At 65.0% G+C, this 17521-nt stretch carries 21 protein-coding genes and 1 pseudogene; 12 read left to right on the top strand and 10 right to left on the bottom strand.

All coding sequences use genetic code 11. From position 1 onward, the window contains the following. A partial coding sequence (locus DDE13_RS14850; RefSeq protein WP_162631033.1) for a hypothetical protein occupies nt 1-411 on the top strand: 411 nt, incomplete at its 5' end. A gap of 203 nt (nt 412-614) precedes the next feature. Here DDE13_RS14850 and DDE13_RS14845 read toward each other — a convergent pair. Both DDE13_RS14845 and DDE13_RS14840 read right to left on the bottom strand, forming a co-directional pair. After that, complete coding sequence (locus tag DDE13_RS14845) at nt 615-1280, bottom strand: hypothetical protein (protein ID WP_111405074.1); 666 nt, start codon at nt 1278-1280, stop codon at nt 615-617. Nucleotides 1281-1638: 358 nt separating this feature from the next. After that, on the bottom strand, nt 1639-2061 hold the full coding sequence (locus DDE13_RS14840; protein WP_111405073.1) for a hypothetical protein: 423 nt from the start codon (nt 2059-2061) through the stop codon (nt 1639-1641). An 869-nt stretch (nt 2062-2930) separates the two neighbouring features. Between DDE13_RS14840 and DDE13_RS14835 the strand changes: the two genes are divergently transcribed. From DDE13_RS14835 to DDE13_RS14830, 3 genes are all read left to right on the top strand, one after another. Next, complete coding sequence (locus DDE13_RS14835) at nt 2931-3407, top strand: hypothetical protein (protein WP_111405072.1); 477 nt, start codon at nt 2931-2933, stop codon at nt 3405-3407. A gap of 133 nt (nt 3408-3540) precedes the next feature. Beyond that, complete coding sequence (locus DDE13_RS22950) at nt 3541-4065, top strand: hypothetical protein (RefSeq protein WP_162631032.1); 525 nt, start codon at nt 3541-3543, stop codon at nt 4063-4065. Continuing rightward, nucleotides 4062-4481 carry a hypothetical protein gene (locus tag DDE13_RS14830; protein WP_111405071.1) on the top strand — a complete coding sequence of 140 codons (420 nt, stop codon included), beginning with the start codon at nt 4062-4064 and terminating at the stop codon, nt 4479-4481. The genes DDE13_RS22950 and DDE13_RS14830 overlap by 4 nt, the downstream gene beginning before the upstream one ends. A 158-nt stretch (nt 4482-4639) precedes the next feature. Here DDE13_RS14830 and DDE13_RS14825 read toward each other — a convergent pair whose 3' ends face one another. Continuing rightward, complete coding sequence (locus tag DDE13_RS14825; protein WP_111405070.1) at nt 4640-4951, bottom strand: hypothetical protein; 312 nt, start codon at nt 4949-4951, stop codon at nt 4640-4642. A 475-nt stretch (nt 4952-5426) separates the two neighbouring features. Between DDE13_RS14825 and DDE13_RS14820 the strand changes: the two genes are divergently transcribed. From DDE13_RS14820 to DDE13_RS14805, 4 genes are all read left to right on the top strand, one after another. Further along, nucleotides 5427-5720: a hypothetical protein gene (locus DDE13_RS14820; RefSeq protein ID WP_111405069.1), complete on the top strand. Its 294-nt coding sequence runs from the start codon at nt 5427-5429 to the stop codon at nt 5718-5720. Between the two features lie 155 nt (nt 5721-5875). After that, on the top strand, nt 5876-6319 hold the full coding sequence (locus DDE13_RS14815) for a helix-turn-helix transcriptional regulator (protein WP_111405068.1): 444 nt from the start codon (nt 5876-5878) through the stop codon (nt 6317-6319). A 228-nt stretch (nt 6320-6547) separates the two neighbouring features. Then, on the top strand, nt 6548-8407 hold the full coding sequence (locus DDE13_RS14810; protein WP_111405067.1) for a hypothetical protein: 1860 nt from the start codon (nt 6548-6550) through the stop codon (nt 8405-8407). 1 nt (nt 8408) lies between these two features. Further along, nucleotides 8409-10103, top strand: a complete 1695-nt coding sequence (locus DDE13_RS14805; RefSeq protein WP_111405066.1) for a hypothetical protein — start codon at nt 8409-8411, stop codon at nt 10101-10103. A gap of 237 nt (nt 10104-10340) precedes the next feature. On the opposite strand, the gene brnA is transcribed toward DDE13_RS14805, so the two are convergent. Together brnA and DDE13_RS14795 are read right to left on the bottom strand one after the other, a co-directional pair. Continuing rightward, a complete protein-coding gene (gene brnA / locus DDE13_RS14800; protein ID WP_111405065.1) occupies nt 10341-10556 on the bottom strand; it encodes a type II toxin-antitoxin system BrnA family antitoxin in 216 nt (71 codons plus the stop codon). Beyond that, nucleotides 10553-11314 (bottom strand): hypothetical protein, encoded by a 762-nt coding sequence (locus DDE13_RS14795; protein ID WP_111405064.1) that lies wholly within the window; start codon nt 11312-11314, stop codon nt 10553-10555. Before DDE13_RS14795 ends, brnA begins: the two co-directional genes overlap by 4 nt. An 800-nt stretch (nt 11315-12114) precedes the next feature. Here DDE13_RS14795 and DDE13_RS14790 point away from each other — a divergent pair. Next, complete coding sequence (locus DDE13_RS14790) at nt 12115-12375, top strand: hypothetical protein (RefSeq protein WP_111405063.1); 261 nt, start codon at nt 12115-12117, stop codon at nt 12373-12375. After that, a complete protein-coding gene (locus DDE13_RS14785; RefSeq protein ID WP_222626111.1) occupies nt 12372-12671 on the top strand; it encodes a CcdB family protein in 300 nt (99 codons plus the stop codon). Before DDE13_RS14790 ends, DDE13_RS14785 begins: the two co-directional genes overlap by 4 nt. Before the next feature lie 28 nt (nt 12672-12699). Here the strand turns inward: DDE13_RS14785 and DDE13_RS14780 are convergent, their stop codons facing one another. The 5 genes and pseudogenes from DDE13_RS14780 to tnpA all read right to left on the bottom strand — a co-directional run bounded on the left by DDE13_RS14780 (nt 12700) and on the right by tnpA (nt 16427). Continuing rightward, nucleotides 12700-13050: a hypothetical protein gene (locus tag DDE13_RS14780; RefSeq protein WP_111405062.1), complete on the bottom strand. Its 351-nt coding sequence runs from the start codon at nt 13048-13050 to the stop codon at nt 12700-12702. A gap of 215 nt (nt 13051-13265) precedes the next feature. Continuing rightward, nucleotides 13266-13730 (bottom strand): hypothetical protein, encoded by a 465-nt coding sequence (locus DDE13_RS14775; RefSeq protein ID WP_111405061.1) that lies wholly within the window; start codon nt 13728-13730, stop codon nt 13266-13268. 357 nt (nt 13731-14087) lie between these two features. After that, on the bottom strand, nt 14088-15617 hold the full coding sequence (gene tnpC, locus DDE13_RS14770; RefSeq protein ID WP_111405060.1) for an IS66 family transposase: 1530 nt from the start codon (nt 15615-15617) through the stop codon (nt 14088-14090). A gap of 38 nt (nt 15618-15655) precedes the next feature. Next, a pseudogene (gene tnpB / locus DDE13_RS14765) lies at nt 15656-16026 on the bottom strand (IS66 family insertion sequence element accessory protein TnpB). After that, on the bottom strand, nt 16023-16427 hold the full coding sequence (gene tnpA, locus DDE13_RS14760; protein WP_111405059.1) for an IS66-like element accessory protein TnpA: 405 nt from the start codon (nt 16425-16427) through the stop codon (nt 16023-16025). Before tnpA ends, tnpB begins: the two are co-directional and overlap by 4 nt. Nucleotides 16428-16627: 200 nt before the next feature. Between tnpA and DDE13_RS14755 the strand changes: the two genes are divergently transcribed. Next, nucleotides 16628-16969 (top strand): hypothetical protein, encoded by a 342-nt coding sequence (locus DDE13_RS14755; protein ID WP_111405058.1) that lies wholly within the window; start codon nt 16628-16630, stop codon nt 16967-16969. Continuing rightward, nucleotides 16956-17387 (top strand): hypothetical protein, encoded by a 432-nt coding sequence (locus DDE13_RS22945; RefSeq protein ID WP_162631031.1) that lies wholly within the window; start codon nt 16956-16958, stop codon nt 17385-17387. Before DDE13_RS14755 ends, DDE13_RS22945 begins: the two co-directional genes overlap by 14 nt. The last annotated feature ends 134 nt before the right edge of the window (nt 17388-17521 follow it).

Below are 17521 nucleotides of genomic sequence, written 5' to 3'. Positions count from 1 at the left end.
AAATGGCGTGGCGGGCAGTGGCTTCCAATCAACTGGAAGCCGGGCTTCTTGATAAGACAAGATGGCGCATCCTGCCTCGACGTTGCGCTCGACCGCCTCGGCGCATGGTTCGACGCCGAGATCGGCGACCTCGAGGACCTGCTCGACATGACAGGTCACGAGGGTGCCATCGGCGATATCGAGGCGCTTTATCGGCTGCATCTCGACGCCGACGCAGCCCCTGGGGATGTCGAAAGCCTGCTGAAAGGCGTGCGGCCAACGCTGCGGCGTCTGCTCAAGCGCGTGCGCTCGATCCCTCTCGATGGCCCAGCCGGCAAACCTATCCCTTCGAGCTTCAACATGTGGGTGTGCTGGTCGGGCGCGCGCCTGGAAGACATCCTTGCGACGCTCGACCGCGCGATGGCCGCGTGAACTGGGCCAAGGAGGCCCGGGTCAAGTTCCCGGGCCTTGTTTCACGTTGGGCTTGTTGGGAGGACAGACAGCATAGCGATATCGGCCATCGTTGATTGCACCGCAAATCACCGTGGCGGCGCAGGTCGCCCGCCTTCGGCAATAGCACTGCAATGTTGGTCAAAGCCCCCGGCCCCAATGCACTCTGTTCTCAGGCATCCGCGTCACGCCGCGTCGGAGGGCCGATCCTGCAATTCTTGGAGCATTTGGGTAACCTGTGTCTTTTGCTCGCCGGCGGCTGTCGCCCCGGTCAAAATTTGGGCCACGACATCAAGAACGCGGTTTTCAGTCTGCACCGCACAAGACTGCTCCGCCAATTGCTGCCTCAGGTTCGTCACTTCGCTTTCGAGTTCCGCGATCCGTGCCCGTTTCGCGTCACACTCGGTTTCGAATGCTTCGATGGTGCCATCCCTCTCGGCGCTCACTGCTTCGAGATGGCGGAGTTTGAATGTCACGTCGCGTGTCAATTGCTCCGCCTCCGCGACACGCCGCGCCGCGTCGGCCTGTACCGTGTCGTAGCTCTCCCCGAGCACGACGAGGAGCGCGTGCTCCAGCGGCCCGCGGATCTGCGCCACAGCGCGGGTCCGGACCCTTTCAGGAAGCGCCGCGACGACTGCTTTCTGCCGTGCGGCTTCCCTGTCCTCATGAAACTGTGCCAACGCGGCTTGGAACGATGCCGCATTAAGCGTCTTGGGTATGCCGAGCTGCTCGCAAAGTATTGTTTTCACTTGCGCTGCCGATGGCGATCCGAAATCCGCTTCGGCCTTCGCGAGAGCGCGCGCGAGGTCGTTGTACCCGTAGTTGGCCGGTCGGCCAGTCGTCTTTGTCATTGTCTGCCTCTTTGTCAAAGTCGGTTTGACAAACCCTTTGCAAACAGGATTCGCCTACCGAACTGGTGCGGCCCTCTCCTGAGCGCCAAGTGTGTCTGAAATATAAACGCGCAGATCGCTGTGCATCTATTGGTCGAATTTTTCGGCCTGTTCGGTGCACCGGCTCTGTCCCGGTACACCCATGCGTTGTGCGCCAAGTTTCGAAGCGCAGTGTCTCCTCCGCGTCGCGCAGGCTCCGGCCCGTGACGGGGGAGCATCCAACGACCAACCGATAGGCAAGAACGCGAGCGGCTGACCGGAGATTGACACCGCTGCAAAACATCCGTCGACAGGGGCAGCAGCGCGACCGGCCGCACTTCTATTCATCCTCATCGGGCGACGGATCGTTGTGCCATGCGTCGCACGCGGCCTTGTATGCCTCCACGAGATAGTCCGGGTGAGCCGCAGGGTCGTAGCCATGCTCTGAAGAGTGTGCCGCAAAGCTAGCCAAGTCAGCGAGCTCGGCGAGCGGCTCGTCCGTCCAACCGTAAAACTCGACTCTGTGCACATGGAGCTTCTCGACCTCGGTCTCGCCCTCATGGGGCTCGTCGCGCCAGTACCCATGCGTCGTCAGGAACACGGCCTGACCATCTTCCAGGTCGAGTTCGACAAGAACGGCATCGCGGTCGGTCGGGCTGGCGACCCCTGCGATGGCAATGTCGGCATATTCTTCATGGAATGCCGCGCGGGTGGCGAATTGGGGTTCTTCAGTATTCGAGAAAATTTGGATCTTCAGGGGCATACGCTCTTGTCTTTCATTTTGGGCCAAATGGCCGTTCACTCGGAGAGGCGAGGCGGCTGAACAGCCAACGCCTTCTCCGACGGGTTTCGGATGTTCCTCGGCCCAGTCTTCGACCCAGCGATCGGGTGATGCCCGATCGGTGGACGATGGCACGAGATCCCGCAGGGGGAATGATCACACTGCAGCCAGCAAGTGGCCGATATCCCGCCCCAGAAGGGGAGGAATATTGCGAGGCAGCCTACGTGAGGCCGTAATCCTGACCCCTCGAGGGGGATGATCGCACGAGACGATTTGAAACCTGTCCATACGCGCCCGACGTCCCTGCGGAACGGTGTCGTATTCGCGGCCTGGGCCAGTCACCATCTTCTCTGAACCTGCAGATGCGCCCCAGTTGTTACTAAAGGATGACGAGTGCGTGGCATTCGCCGACGCCGCGTCGTTTTTTTCGAGATCGGCAGGTCTGTGCGACCTGCCGATGCCGTCCATGATCTCGCGGTCCAGCACAGGCTGCACCTCAACACAGACGCGGCGACAGCTTCTGCACCGGAGCTGCGCGCCCTCCTGCGTCTCAAACTGCACGGCATGCGCAGGGTGGAGGCACTGGTACAGGCGTCGGTGGCCGCAGCCAGGCGCACGACCGCGGCGGCGACCGACGGACCGCTGATCAGGTTCCGGGCATTTTCGGCATCCCGAAACAAGGGCGACGGACAGGGGCGACATCGCAGCCGGGAAGCAGCGCTGACAGGTTTTCGGGGGAGATCCGTCTCTGGCGCGCGCTCTGGGCGACGCGCGCCGGAGGCGGCCACCCCCCGGACGGGAGGGGGCTGACGAAAGCGCGGGTCGTGTCCCTCGATCCAAGGAGCCTCAACATGCTCGATGCATTTACGACCCTCAACCCGGCATGGACCAGCAGCGTCGCCTTTGGCGATCTCGTGCGCTGCCGTTTCCCCGATCTGCTCGACTACACGCGCCGCACGGTGCGGTTCTGCGCGGGCACGGAAATCGACAGCCACCACGGCGCGGTATTTCTCGAGCTCGTGCCTGCTGTGCCCGCAGCTGAGCAGGCCCCCGACACCGGCGATATCTTCATCGATCCCGCTGCGCTGGCTCCGACCGTCGCGGTGGACCCGGACGCGCTCTGGCTGCGTCCGGAACGTGCCGATCGGTTCGACACCGCCCATCCCGGATTTCTGACGGACCCCTTCGAGGGCACGCCCGTGGTGGGGCGGCTCTACGGAGAGGCGCTGACGGCGCTGGAGATCGCGCAGGCCCGCCACCGGGCGCTGCGCGCAGCCCACATGGCGGACTGGCGGACACGTCGCGCCCGGCGCCGCCGGAAAGGCTGAGCCGCCCCGGCGGCCACTCCACCCTCACCGCACCGGCCTGCGCCCCTGCCCCGCGCGCGCGTCACGAGACACGCGCGCGGGGCAGGGGCGCAGGCCGGTCGTGTTTCCCAACTTTCCAGAAGCGGAGTTCTCCATGCTCTCCTCCATCCAGCCCTCCTCGGCGGACTGGCAAGCGCAGCTATGCGCGGGCCACGTCGTGAGTTTCAAATTTCCTCCGGCCGAGCGGCGCGCGCGCTGCACTGGTAAAATTCGGCCCTGCCTCGTGCTGTCCGTGTCCAACCACGCGGGCGTGCCGCACGCGCTGGTCGCCTACGGCACATCAGCCGATACGCTCGCCAACCGCGGCCATGATGTCGCAATCGAGACCCCTCGCGCCATGGCAGCAGCCGGGCTGCGCCGGCCCACGCGCTTCGTGTGCGCGCGGCGCGTGCTTGTACCGCTTACCAGCCCCCTGTTTCGCCCGCGCGCGGAAACCGGAACGCCCGTCCTCGGGCGGCTCGCCCTTGAGGACCGCCGGACGCTGCTTGACGTGCTCCGCGCCATTCTTGGCACAGCCGCCCGCTCCGACCGACCGAACCGACAGACACGACCGCGCCGCACGCTGCGGCCCGGGCCGGTTACGCCGACCCATTCCCAACATGTAGGACGTCCCCAATGACCCACGCACCCGACATCCGTTTCGAAGACCCGATCACCGAGTTGCTCTTCTCGGCCCTCGGCCAGGCCCGCGCCGCGCGCAAACTGCTCGAGCACGATCTGCTGCCGCTGCTCGCGCACACGCGGCGCCCCTTTTCCACCGCGCTCGCGCGCCGTTGTGTCCCGGAGCAGATGTTCGCACCCGAATTCCTGCGCGACCTCGATGCGTTTCTCAGCCAGCTCGACGCCGCGGTCGCCGCGGGCACTCACACCGCGGTGCATTGCGACCCGGACACCGGCACAACCTGGGACGAGGAATACAGGACGGACGATGCAAACGCGCTCGCCGAGGCCGCAGCCTGCCTGCGCGCCCTGATCAGCGCGCTGGAGCGCGTCGAGGACGCGAAGCAGGCCGAGGCGGTCAGAGGTCTGTTCTGACATCCAGAACGGCGGGCGGTCAGGAACCCGACACAGGATCCACCACGCCAGGCGGCCCGCATCTCAGCGGGCCGTTTCAAGACTGCTGCGGAGACAGAACCCCGCTTGTCAGTGGCCCGCACCCGGGAGAGAGGCGCGGGCCCCTGCGATCGCATCACTCAGGCGTCAATAACATGGGCGCCGAAGAACGCTTCGACGGTTTCGCCGTCGAGCGCGTGCTGCGCCCACTCAAACGCCTCGTCTTCGGTCAAAGGAACAAGTCTTTCCGAACCCGACCACTCGTTGCTGCCGCACCGCTCGCCGTAGGACGACAACGGGCCACCCGCGCCATGCAGGAACCAGGCGCCGCGCCGGGTCCGGTACAGTGTCTCGCTGGTGAACTCCCAATCCCCGGGGCGGCCGTGGTTGCTTTCCCCGACCTCGATTGCGGTTTCCGTGTCGTAGCGGCGGCCGTCGATGACTTTTCGCACGTGTCTTTCCTTTCCATGTGTACGCCAGGCAGCATCTGCGCTGCCCTGCCGGACAGGTGGGTGGGGTCGCACGGCGCCGGAAAGGAAAAAACGTGGGCCTTTGGCCTCTAGCTCCAGATTCGCCTTCAAGCCATTGCTTTCGCGTCTCTATGAACGCGAAGTTTCCGCCGAGCTGCGCAGACGGTCGCCCCCGCACGCTCTTGTAAAGACAACTGCAGGGCGCGCCAGCGAGACGTCGAGGTCCATGACCGTGCTCATGTCGACCGGCTGCGTCCCGAAGGGGGATGAGGCGAGCCGCAGAGCCACCCGGCCTGCCCAGGCATCGCTCGCGCAGCGCCCCTCGATCCACTTCCGCCCCGGCAACTGCGGGCGGACCCGAAAAAAAGTTGCCTGTCCGTTTTTGCGCATCCGGCAAAGAGACAATGTCTCGTGTGGGCGCAGTTCGGTGCCCGTCGGTCAAACAGAGGAGACCAACATGTACAGCTTACACCAGTCCGCGCTGGACACTTACACCATCGGCAGCATCGCGCGCGTGACGTGCCATGACTGGGGCTATGTCGCAGACCTGAGCGTGACCGGGCCGAACGGCGCCGACCGCACGGTCCGGCTCGACGTCGAGAAAGTGCTGCCCCACCTGCCTGTCGACATCCTGCATGCGGAATTCGTCGACACGGACAGCACGGCGCGCGCGGACGACGCGCTTGCCCTCGTGGCGGCGCATTTCACAACGGTTGAGGCGGCTCTGGAGGCGGCTCTACGCGAGGCCTGATCACGCCCCCGCCCGCTGCAGGCGCAGCGGGCGGGGTTCTGGCGCTGCGCGCCGCTGCCGGTCTGCCCTTGTGTGCTCCGGTGCAGCTGCATGGGTCCGACGACAGAACAGCACCGTTTTTTGATGCAGTGCGCGGGGACTAATTCCGCCTCGCCATGCTGGACACACCCCTCACCCGCAAAGACCTCGACGTCTTTTTCGATGTCACGGACCGAGGTCTGGGGCGCGTCCTGCGCGCGCTCGACATCCGCCTGGTTGGTGGCACCACGCGCTGGCCGGTGATCCTGCGCGCCCTCGGCCTCGATGGCAAGCAAGACCCGGCGCATTGGGCCGAACTGACGGCACCGCTGCTCACCGCAAAAAAGGTCGCAGAGCTGATCGGCGTCGCTGATCCCTCGATTGTGTACCGCTGGGAAAAGGGGAAGCTGCCCGCCGGCATGCCGCCCTTTCCAGCCGTCATCGACCTGTCCAATGGCCGCGAAAATGCGCGCATGAAACGCTGGCGCCGGGCCGAGGTGCTGGCCTGGCACGAGCGCCGCGCCCTGCCCATCTACGCGAGGGTCGCGCCGCCCTTCGGGGCCCTGACATCCCCGACATGACAGCCGCCGCGATGCCAATCTGCACCCGGGACACGGCGTTTTGCGGCCAGACGACCGGGCCCGCGGCCAAGCGACCGGGACACGGACACCCTGACGGTTTCACAGGTGGGAACCTCGGGGGGGTCTGTGTCCCAAGCGCGCTTTGGTGACCGCAAGCCCGCTTTGGCGACCCAGCCCCCCCTCTCCTTCCGATCCAGGCACAACAACACAACACCAAAGGACACGACCATGCTCGATCTCACCGGCCGCCCGGCCCCGCGCGTTCCCGCTACTCCTGTTCACGGCCTTGCCACCGCGTCCGCGGTCAGCGCGACGACGGCCAGCCAGCCAACCCTCGCGGACCTGCACGCCCATGTCTCGGCGCGCACCAACCTGTCGACCTCGGTCAGGACACGCTACCTCGGCGCGATCACAGAGGTTGGACGGATTCTCAACACGCCATTGACCGGGATCACCGCCGATCTGGCGCTCGTGGAGGACCGGTTCACGCTGACAGGTTTCGACCCCGCGCATTGGCCGACCAACGCGGCTTACCAGACCTTCCGGCGACGGCTGCAGGCGCCGCTGCGTGAATTTCTGGGCCTGCACGCGGCGCAGGCCGCGCTGCGGGCACAGCAGGATGACTGGACCCGGCTGTTTGCCGCAGTCGAACCACTGACCAAAGGAAAGATCGGAACCAGGGTTGTGTGGCACCCGATGAAGCTTGCAGCCCTCAAGACTTTCGCGCTCGTGGCCCGGTCTTACGGCTGGCAACCGCGCGATCTGACCTGTTCAGCCGCACGGCAGATCGATGCCGATTTCCGCGGCAACAAGCGCGGCGCGAACTATCGCGCGCTCCGGAGCCTGGACAAGCTGCGCGCATTCCCGCAGCTCCTGCCCCTGCTTCCGCCCCGTCCGATCGGATTTTCCGCACCGCACCGCACGCCGGTCCTGGCGCCGCTCGATCCCAAATGGGAGGACCAGTTCCTGCCGTGGATCGATGCGGCGACGAAGTCCCGCTGGGACCCCGTGGACGAGGTCTTCATGGCCGATCACGTCGGCCACGCGCATGTCATGCGCGCGGCGTTTCGCACCGCATTGCGGATCGGCCTCGACATCGGCGCGATCGACCCCGCAAGCACCGACCTGACCCACGTGCTCGCCGACGACGAGACGCTCTGCGCCATCGCGCGCGAGATGTTCGCGCGCAGCGCGCGGTCCAAAAAGGACGGGCGCCTGACGCCCCGCACCTCGCGCAAATATCTCAAGGCGCTCAACCAAGTGCGCGGACACCTGGGGATCGACACGACGTTGATCGCACAGGTCCTCGCCAACAACGCCGTCGCCCGCAAAGGGCGCAAGGCGGACAAATGCATGACGCCGAAAAACCAGGCGTTCTGCGAGGCCCTGCTGAACAAACGGCCCGTCCGCCAGCGGTTTCTCCTGTCCTTCCGGACGCTCCGGGAGGCGGCGGAGGCCATCCTGCAGTTCGCCGCGCTGGAGGGGCGCGCCCTCACGGGCCACGAGCGTGCGCAGGTGCGCATGCTCGGCACGTCCGCCTGCTTCGCGGCGCTCGAAATCGGTGGTGCACCGATCCGTGTCGGCAACGCCATGGCGCTGACCTGCCTGGGCGAAGACGCCCAGATCCGGATCCCACCGGAAGGCACCAAGCCGATACAAGTGCTGATCCCCGCAGAGCTCACCAAAAACAAGGCCGAGATCAGATTTCCGATCAAAGCCAACAAGTTCGGGTGTCACGATACCATTCGCTGGTACATGATCACGATCCGGCCCCTGTTTCCGAATGCGGATACCAGCCCCTATCTCTTCCCGGCGGTTGCAACCCCCTGGGCGCCACTGAACCCCGATTACTTCGGCGCGATGTTCGCCGGGCTGATGCGGACGGTCGTCGATTTGCCGATGACCCCGCACCAGATGCGGCACGGGCAGACATCGCTGCTGCTCGACAAGTATCCGCACGAAGTCGACGTGATCGCCAAGCGCATCGACGACAAACCCGCCACTCTGCGCCAATTCTATGGCTTTGTGAATTCCCTCAAGCTCGTCGAACGCGGCCAGGACCTGCTCGTCGGCATCATGGAGGAGTGACATGACTTACGACACACGGACCCGTGCCGAGATCGTCGCCGCGCCGCAGTTCGCCCCGTTCCGGGACGCCCCGCGCCTTGCGGAGATCGGCCTGCGCGAGTTGCGCACGCTCGATCGGTTCTTTCGCTTCGCGGAAAACCGAGGCGTGGGCATCCCCTCGGTCGCGGATTTCCTGGCCTTCGTCTCGGCGGACCGCTCAAGCCGCAGGCTGGACGACCTGCGCACGGCCTTCGACCGGCTGCTGCCGGCGGGCACACCGGTTCTCGAAACCATCCGCGACGCGATCCGCGCGAAGCGCCCGCGCACGCGGGCCTGCGATCGCCGCAGCCGGGCGGAGTTGCGCGACGATGCCCTGCTGGCCCCGTACCGCGATCTGGCGGCGTTCGAGGACGTGCCGCTCGAGGACCTGCGTGTGCTCGCGCGCTTCCTCGCCTTCACGGAAGTGCGTGGCATCACTGTGCCGACCGAGGCGGACTATCTTGCCTTCGCCGCTGGCACGGCGTCGAGCCGCCGCCTGCGCAGTCTCAAGTCCGCGCTCGACCGTCTGCTGCCGGGCAACCCGGCCGTCCACGTGGTTCTAGCCAGCGCGATCGCCGCGAAAAGCCCCGCGCAGCCATCCCGCCGCAACCGCAAACCGCGGGCCCGGTCGACGCGGCGGCTCGACGCCGCCGGGCTGCCGGCAGACTGGCAGGCCCTTCTGCGAAGGTTGCGTCTTGGCGCGGTCCCCCTGCATGTTGCGGTTCCGGCGGCCTCCGTGCTCGACAGCATGGAAGATGTGTTGCGCGAATACGCGATGGTGCAGCGGCAGGCCGGGGAAGCTGTCGAGATTTCCGTTGAAGGTGTGCGCCGGTTCGAGGCGACCCGCGCCGCGCATGCGGCGGCGCGCGCGGACCCGAAATACTGCGACCAGGGCAATCGCCCGGCGACACGGCACGCCGCCGCGATGCGGTTGCGCCAGTTCGCGGACGCCCTCGGACTCGATCCGGCGCTGCGCGCGGATCTGCGCGCCCATGAAAACCGGCTGCGCACGCAACTCGGCACCGTCGTGCCGCTGAAGTTCGGCAAGCTCGACGAGCTGCCAGGGCTGTCCGCCACCTGGGGCATTGCCGCCAGCCTCCTCGCGGACAGCACGTCGGCAGCGCGCCGTCCGACGCAGATTCGCTTGCTGAACGAGGCGGCCATCGTCGCGCTCTGGACCCTGCTGCCGCTCCGCCTGCGCGATGGGCAGCTCCTCTGGGGCCGAGACGTCCGGTTCGACGGCACGCGCTACCGGATCGACATCGAGACCAGAAAAGAGGACGAGCCGCTGCGCGGTCCGCTGCACCGGGTGCTGACCCCGTTTCTGGACGCGCTCGTGTTGCGCGGCATGGATCCGGTCTGGCTGGCGGACATGCGGCAGCGGGCCATGGACGAGCAGACCGCGCTCTTTCGCAGCGCGGGCGGCCGCATGCTGGCGCGCGGTTATCCCTCAAAGGTCTGGCGGGCACATATGGGCACCGGGGCGCATGTCGCGCGCAGCCGCGTGCACACGGAACTGGGACAGCTCGGTCCCGACGGCGTGGACGCCGCCCTCGCCCTCAACGCCCAGCGGGACCCACGTTCGGCCGCGTTCTACCAGGGCCGGGCGGTCGCCGCAGCGCAACGCCGCAAGGGCCAGGACATGGTGGACGAACTGCTGGAGGAGTGCGTTGCGTGAGGTCCCGTGCATGGGCCTGGCGTCGCGGTCGTCATTAGGTCGGGTTGGCTGGCCTTGGACGACCAAGCCCCTTGCCGGATGTGGTTTTGATGGTCTTTCGGTTCGCGCCGCATTGGCTGGATCGCCCTTTCATGGTCGGACCAACAGCTTTGTGCAAAAGCATGGGTCGCGCCAAAAATCTGTTCGGGCGGCGGCGAACAGAGGGGCGGGACCGTTTACGACCTCCGCCGCCCCGCGCTACTGGAGCTTCTCGGCAATCCACATCTTGATCAAGGATTGTCGCGTCACGCCCAGATGGCGTGCCTGCTTGTCCAGACCGTCAACAACCCACAGGGGGAAATCGACGCTCACGCGCTTGGGTTGATCGTTCCTGCGGCGCGCCCGGGACCAGTCCACAGACTCGCTGATGTCCTCTCCTGCGTCGAACTTCGCGTCGAAGTCAGTTGCCTTCATGGTATTCCACCTCCTCTGCGCAACTGGTCCCATGCCCCACGACTATATCGGTATGCACGCGCGCTTGGTGCGAATTGTTCGAGCGTGTTTCCGCGCCATCGCGTCCGCGGATGCGATAGCTTGACATGCACGCCAACAACGCCGGGGCCGTCGGGCTCGGGGAGTGTGCCGACAACGGTGTCCACGTCGACGAGTTGCGACACCTTCTCGATCGATTCCCGGAGCGGTCTCCAGTGGCGCTTCCAGTGCGCACCGGGCGCCTCCCACGGGTCACGGGGTGGAAAGCCGATGTGAAATTGCGGCGCCCCCATGCCGCGGACCTGCCGGGCATGGCAGTACAGGCGCAGCTGCACCGGCGTGCGGCAGCGGCGGATGTCGTTGACGTCGAGCAGCGCCCACCTGTCATGCGTCTCGGCTTCCATCGTGAAGGCAAAGCCTATCTCAAAGTTCCACCGCAGCGCCCTGTTCCGGTCGAGCAACTCGAGCGTGTCGAATATGCCGCTCCGCGCGAGCACCGGTACGGCGCGCCGAAAATCTCGGGCGTCGTTCGCGCCCTGCGGTCCGACCTGCTGCCGGAGCGCCTTCACCGACGCATATCCGCGAAAATATCCGTCCGGCGTGTCACCCATTCTCCATGCGCTACGAACCCATTCGTGATGCAACAGTCCGTTCAATACCCGGAGTGCCGCGAGCTCACCGCCGAGTGCCTCGTGGAGGTCGAGCGCCGTCCGCCCGATGCGATATTTGCCATTGTCCATCTGTTGTTCACCCCCTTGCATTGTTGGTGAGAACCAGATGGGTCCCACGTGCAGGACGCGGAAATGCGCGTTGCGCCGCTTGCGCCGACGGGCGCCCGTGCGGGCAGCCCGGTAGCCCGTCACTGTCTCCCGCGCCCCCGTGAATTGTGCCACGCCGCCCGTGAAAACCGGCCGGAAGACATGGCAAGATCCTGATCGGAAACGCAGATCCGCGCTTAGAACTTTCTTGAAGTGAAAGAAGTACAAGAAATCGACATGCGGTTTGTGTGTTTGGAGGTGCCAGGGCGGCGAGCGGGATCACGCTGGCCGGCACCGACAGGAATTTCCCGATCAGTCGGGCGTGCGTGTGCGCGCTCCACGGTTCTGTCGCGCATGCGTGCCGCCCCAGGTGGTCGTTTGGCGACTTTCACCCCTGCAGGCGCGCATCTTCGACACGAAGCACCCGGCACGAGCCCCCAGGCTCAAATGCCATCCGCTTGTTTGCACTTGCAGGATGGACTCTCGTCTCTTCTGCGTGAACTGGCGTCCGCCATCACCGCGGCCGATGTCCGCCCTGCCAGGCCTCGCGTGGCGACCCGGCAGGGCGCTATGGGTCACGCCGGGACGTCGGGTTCCGGGTCTGGAGGCCAGCCCCTGACGCTAAATGTTGATCACCTGTCCGCATCGTCGCGGCTTACCATGCTCAGGTACAGACAGACCTCGCGAAGATTTCTTCGGCAGGTATCGACGCAAAGACACTTGCACAGCAATATGTGTTTCAATATGCGCACACCCGTGACTTGCCGGACAATGAGGACGCTATGCCATCACCGCTGAATATCCGCGACATTGGTCAGGACCGGAAAGCAGCCCTCGAAGCGGAGGCGAAAGCAACGGGACACTCGATATCGGAAATCGTCCGGGGCTGTATCGACGCTGGCCTTTCAAGAGCCCGTGCCGAGCGCGAACGCGCCGCCTGGATCGCCTCGGCCAAAGAAGGGCTTGCCGATGAGGCGCGCCATCTTGAATTGCACGGGCCCAGCCTTGCGCGGTTCAGGCGGATCCAGGCGGAACGACCATGAAGCAAGGAAACATCCATCGCCTGCGCGATGGGGCAGAACTCGTGTGCCGGATTCAGACCGATCTCGGCATCGAGACGCCTTTCATTCTTTGCGCGCCTGTTTTCCCGCGTTCCGAATGGGGGGCGCTGACTCCAAAGCTGCATGTCGCCTTCCAGTTGGACGGTCACCCATACGTCGTGATCATGTCACAGATGGTCGCACTTCCCGGCGCTCAGATTGGACCAGTCGTTGGCGATGCGTCGGAGGCGCGAGACGAACTCGTAGCTGCTGTCGATCTTTTAGTCTCTGGATTTTAGGCAAGATCAAGCCCTTCAACATTTACTGTCAGGGGCTGGGGTCTGGAGGAGACCCTTTCGGCACAGCCGCCAGCGCCTTGCGTTGCTGTGCGATGCTCGCCTCGGCGGTCAGCACATCGTTCACCCGCCATGCGAGGGTCAGACACGCGGCGAGGTGGTCGGCCGCGGCCTCGATGCGCCGGCCATCCTCCGTGCCGCCTTCGGTGTACGCGTCACCTTCGTCCGTGTAGAACCGCGTGGGTGCGCCACCGGCGTGCGCGACGTCGTCATGGAGACACGCCAGCAGGGCATCGCCGCCCGACAGAACCGGGGCGGCGAACGGCGTGTCGGACAGGGCCACAAGGTGGTCGTCCAGCATGGTGCGGGCAGTTGCCGACATCGCGGTGCAGCCTCCTGGAACAGGCGCCGCGCCCGCAAGGCCTTGGTCGCGAGTTCGAAGAGATCTGTCTCATGGTATTCGATCGTGAGCGTCATGGGGCTCTCCCTTGATGTGTCTGTGCAGGTCCTGCCGGTGGTTGTGTCATTGAGTTTTCTCATGGCATCGGCACGTTGCGCGGTAGCCGGGTTCGCACCGTTCGCTGCGCCGATGGTCGGTTACCGGCAGGCCTTCTGCCGAGCGGGCCGCGCGGGCCCCCGCCGCGCCGCGAGTTGCACCGCCCGCGACGCCGCACGGCGCGCAGTGTCGGCCACAAGCGCCGCGTGGGCCTGCCGCGGGAGCCGGTCTGTCCGGCGGCGTGTGTCCGACAGCACCGGTGCGCTGGCGCAAACCTTGAGCCCGAGGGTCGTTACGAAGCGCAGCACGGGCGTCTGCGACCCGTCCTCGCCCTGCACGATGGCCGCGATGTCGGTTTCATGCGCAGGCAGATCGTCCGCCATCGCCGCCGGCACCAACTCGTAGGTCGGCTCGCCCCAACAATCACCGACGCTGGCGACCACTGCCGGGCGCAGGACCTGCACCCCGTCAGGCCCGGGCGTGTCGACGGCCAAGCGCAGGGACATCACGTCACCGTCCGTAAACTCCGCTGTTTGGGGCGCGAACCCCGTCTCGTATGTGGACATGGCCACCTCCTCCTTTTGGCGCACACACCCCATCATCGGCAAAGCACGGTGAGGTGCAGGTCAAAAAAAACGAAGCGCCGAACCCGGAGGCTGACCCGCCCCCGCCGCAGCAGGGACATCAGCAATATTGGCCGGGTCTCAGAATGTGCCGCAGAAAAGGTGAAAAAAGTTCGGAACGTCCGGGTGCATAACGGCGGAAACACCTTCGTGTCGCACCGGCGCTCAGGATAACGCGACAGAACGTGCCGCAACCAGATGCTTCCAATGGTGTTGTCCACGCCACACAAGAACGACTGCGCGTTGTTCTGGTGACCTGCCGTATTTTGCGTATCCGTCCGGCGCGACAGCCGTTGACCTTCAACGAGGCTGCCAATTCCACGGTGCGAGTTCGTCGATGCGGTTGATCTTGTGATCGGCGATGTGGGTCAGCACCCATGTCAGCCAGGCTTCGGGATCGACGCGGTTCATACGGGCGGTCTCGATGAGGGTGTAGGCGATCGCCGCGGCCTTGCCGCCGCCTTGCGAGCCCATGAAGAGATAATTCTTGCGCCCGAGAGTCAGCGGCCTGATTGACCGCTCACAGATGTTATTGTCCAGCTCGAGCTGACCGTCTTCGAGGTAGTTTCGGGCCTTTGGCATGCGGCCAAGGGCGTAGCGAATGGCTTCGGCCAGACTGGTTTTCCCCGATATTTTCGGCAGCTGCTGCTTCAGCCAGGTTTCCAACTCGTCGAAGATGGGCCTAGCTTTCATCTGTCGCAGGACGACGCGTTCGGCGGGCAGCTTGTAGCGTGCCTGCTTTTCGATGGCATAGAGCCTGGCGATGCGTTCGATGGTCTCCTTGGCGATGGTGGAGCCGTTTCGTTCGAAGACATCCACGAACTTGCGACGCACATGCACCATGCAGGCCTGTTCCGTGGCCAGCCCTTCGCCGAACAGCCCGTTGAAGCCGGTGAACCCGTCGGCATGCACGATGCCCGTATAGCCCTTGAGATGGGCGGCGGGATGGGCGCCCTTGCGATCCACGCTGAACTGATGCCACGCACAGGGCGGGGCCTGGCCGCACCATGGCCGTTCATCGCGGACATAGCTCCACATCCGCGCGGTCTGGGTTCTGCCGGTCTTGCCTCCGATCTGCATCTTGACCGGGGTGTCGTCGGCAAAGAGCGTGGGTCCCGCCCGCGCCAGCTTGCCGATATGGTCGGCCAGAGGCTCCAGGAGGGCCGTCGATCTCCGGACCCAGTCGGTCAGTGTCGACCGATGCAGATCGACCTTCTCGCGCGCGTAGATCCCGGACTGTCGGTGCAATGGAAGATGATCGCAATATTTTCCGACCAGCACATGCGCCAGCAGGCCGGGGCCGGCGCGCCCGCGTTCGATCGGTCGGCTTGGCAGCGGCGCTTGTGCGAAGGCCTCGCAGCAGTTGCAGGCCATGCGCGGGCGAATGATTTCGCGGACGACAAACCGCCCGGGGATGTAGTCCAGTTCCTGCGTCACGTCCTCGCCAAGGGCCCGCAAGGTTCCGCCGCAATCGGAGCAGGTCTCACCTGGGGACAGAACCTCGGAGTGCCGCTCCAGGTGGTCGGGCAGCGGGGCACGGCTGTGCTTGCGTTTGCCGGGTTTGTCTTTATCGACCTGATCGTCGCCGGCACCTGTCTCGCCCTGCTGGTCAGCAGCGGCGGCTGCGATCTCGGTCTCCTCCTGAAGATCCAAATGCAACTGGTCCGCACTTTCGGATTTCGATCCGAACCGCGCCTTGCGCTGACCTGCCAGCTGATGCTCCAGCTTCTCGATCTTCAGCGCCTGAGACCTGGCCAGATCGCGCAATTGTTCCGCCACCGCACGCAGTTCGTCGGGGTCGGATGGCAGGGTTCCGGGCGTCTCCAGCATGGCTGGATTTATACCGCCGCACCGCGCACAAGGGAAGCTTATGGTGCTGGATTCTCTTCCAAATCTCCGGTCGTGAGCGGCCGCCACGTCTTTTGCGGCATGCGCCAGTCAATGCCTTCCAGAAGCATGGCCAGCATCGATGGACTGAGGCTGACTTTCCCGTCCTTCGCAGCCGGCCACACAAACCGGCCCCTCTCCAATCGCTTGCTGAACAGGCAGGCCCCCTGCGCATCCCACCAGATGATTTTCAAAAGATCACCCCGGCGCCCGCGGAACACGAACAGGTGGCCCGAATACGGGTCTGCCTCCAGCGTCTTCTCGGTCTGCGCCGCCAGCGTGTTGACCCCCGGCGCATGTCCGCGACCCCGGCCGCCAGCCAGATCCGCGTGTTGCTCGGCACCGGGATCACGTCATCAGGCCCTGGACCAACCCCAGAACCGAAGACAGCGCCGTCGGGCCCTCCACCACGACCCGCCGCCCGTCCGATAGCGTGATGTCGACCCGCTGCGCGAGAACGGGATTACCCGTCGGCCCGTGCGCCTCAAGATCAGATCCAGGACCAGGTTCGGCGGCCACGCCGGTGATCTCGACCGGAAGGAAGAGATTGCCATCTCCAGGATCGTCAGACACGTCAACTTCGGCCGGCGCGAAGCGCGGATCCCGCAGCCACGTGAAAATCAAGTTCGAGTTCATCGAATACCGACGCGCAACCTGCGCCACGGACACGCCGGGCGCCCGTGTCTGCCGACAGATCGAGCGCTTCTCCTCGTCAGACCAGAACCGCTTCTTCTGCCCCTTCATGCCCGTCATGGAGTGCCTCAAGATGTCCATTCTCGATCATGGACATTATCGACAGCAGACGCCCGTCGGCAGAGCGGTCACAACGGACGGATACTATTTTGCCAACCAGAAGTTTCTTTTTCCGCGTCACGGGCTGCGGCCCCACTTCTTCTCCGGTCGCCACGCGACCCCGGCGGCAGGGCGCCTCCGTCACGCAGAGGAGAAATCAGATGACGATAGGTCAACGAGTCCAGAAGATCGCGGCATTGCCGCGAGAGCAGCAAGTAGCCCTCATGCGCCTTGCCGCGCGCAAGGTCGAGAAGCGGAGCATCCGAGGGGATGTCCGCGGTCGCTTTTACGTCTACGAGGTCGGCCTTTCCCGGGCGGTTGTGCGTGCCATGCGCGACGAAGGACACGGCGAAATCATCTTCTCGGGCAAAGGCTACAATTCCCGCAGGTGGTATTTCCCGCTCGAGATTCTGGAATGCGCCGTCTATATGCTCAGCTCCGCGCATGGCCGTCTTGCGCTTCACGCTGAAACCTGTGCGGGGCGGCGGCATGACCAATACTGACAGCCGTCTCGTCCGTGGGAGCACCTTGCAAAAGGACAGCAGCATTGCGGCGGAGGCGCCCCTGGTCTCAAGGATGACAGACATTGCATCTGTTGCGAGCATCATGGAATTGCGCTACCGGCCCGCTCGCAGCGCCGGTTCAGCACATCTGATGATACCTGCCGAGTTGAACGCGACAATCTCCGAGGTCGCTGAGCGCGCAAAAGCTGGCGTTCCCAATGCAAGGCAAAGCCTGCTTGCGCTGCGTGCGTCGCGCGACGCGCGCCGGACCGAGACTGACGCCGATCGTGCGTGGCGCCTGCGCCAGCGGATCGCTTGGGAGTTGGCGCAGGAGAAGAAGGAAATCCGTCGGCATTCTGGCCGGCTTCCAGCTTCGTGGACACAAGAGTTGGATCGTGACGGCGAAGCTGGAGAGTAAGAACGACGACAGGGAAGTTGGGTTGCAAGTCAGGAGCTGGGCGGCAAAACGGGCGACGGAGCGGGGGGTGCGGTCGACCACGCTGTGGTCGACCTCAGGGCAGCGCATCCCCTCACCGAGCCAGCGGTTGCAGC

The sequence above is a fragment of the Meridianimarinicoccus zhengii genome (genome assembly GCF_003254465.1).
In the GTDB taxonomy this organism is placed as follows: domain Bacteria; phylum Pseudomonadota; class Alphaproteobacteria; order Rhodobacterales; family Rhodobacteraceae; genus Meridianimarinicoccus; species Meridianimarinicoccus zhengii.
This window is presented reverse-complemented; position numbering and strand designations above follow the sequence as displayed.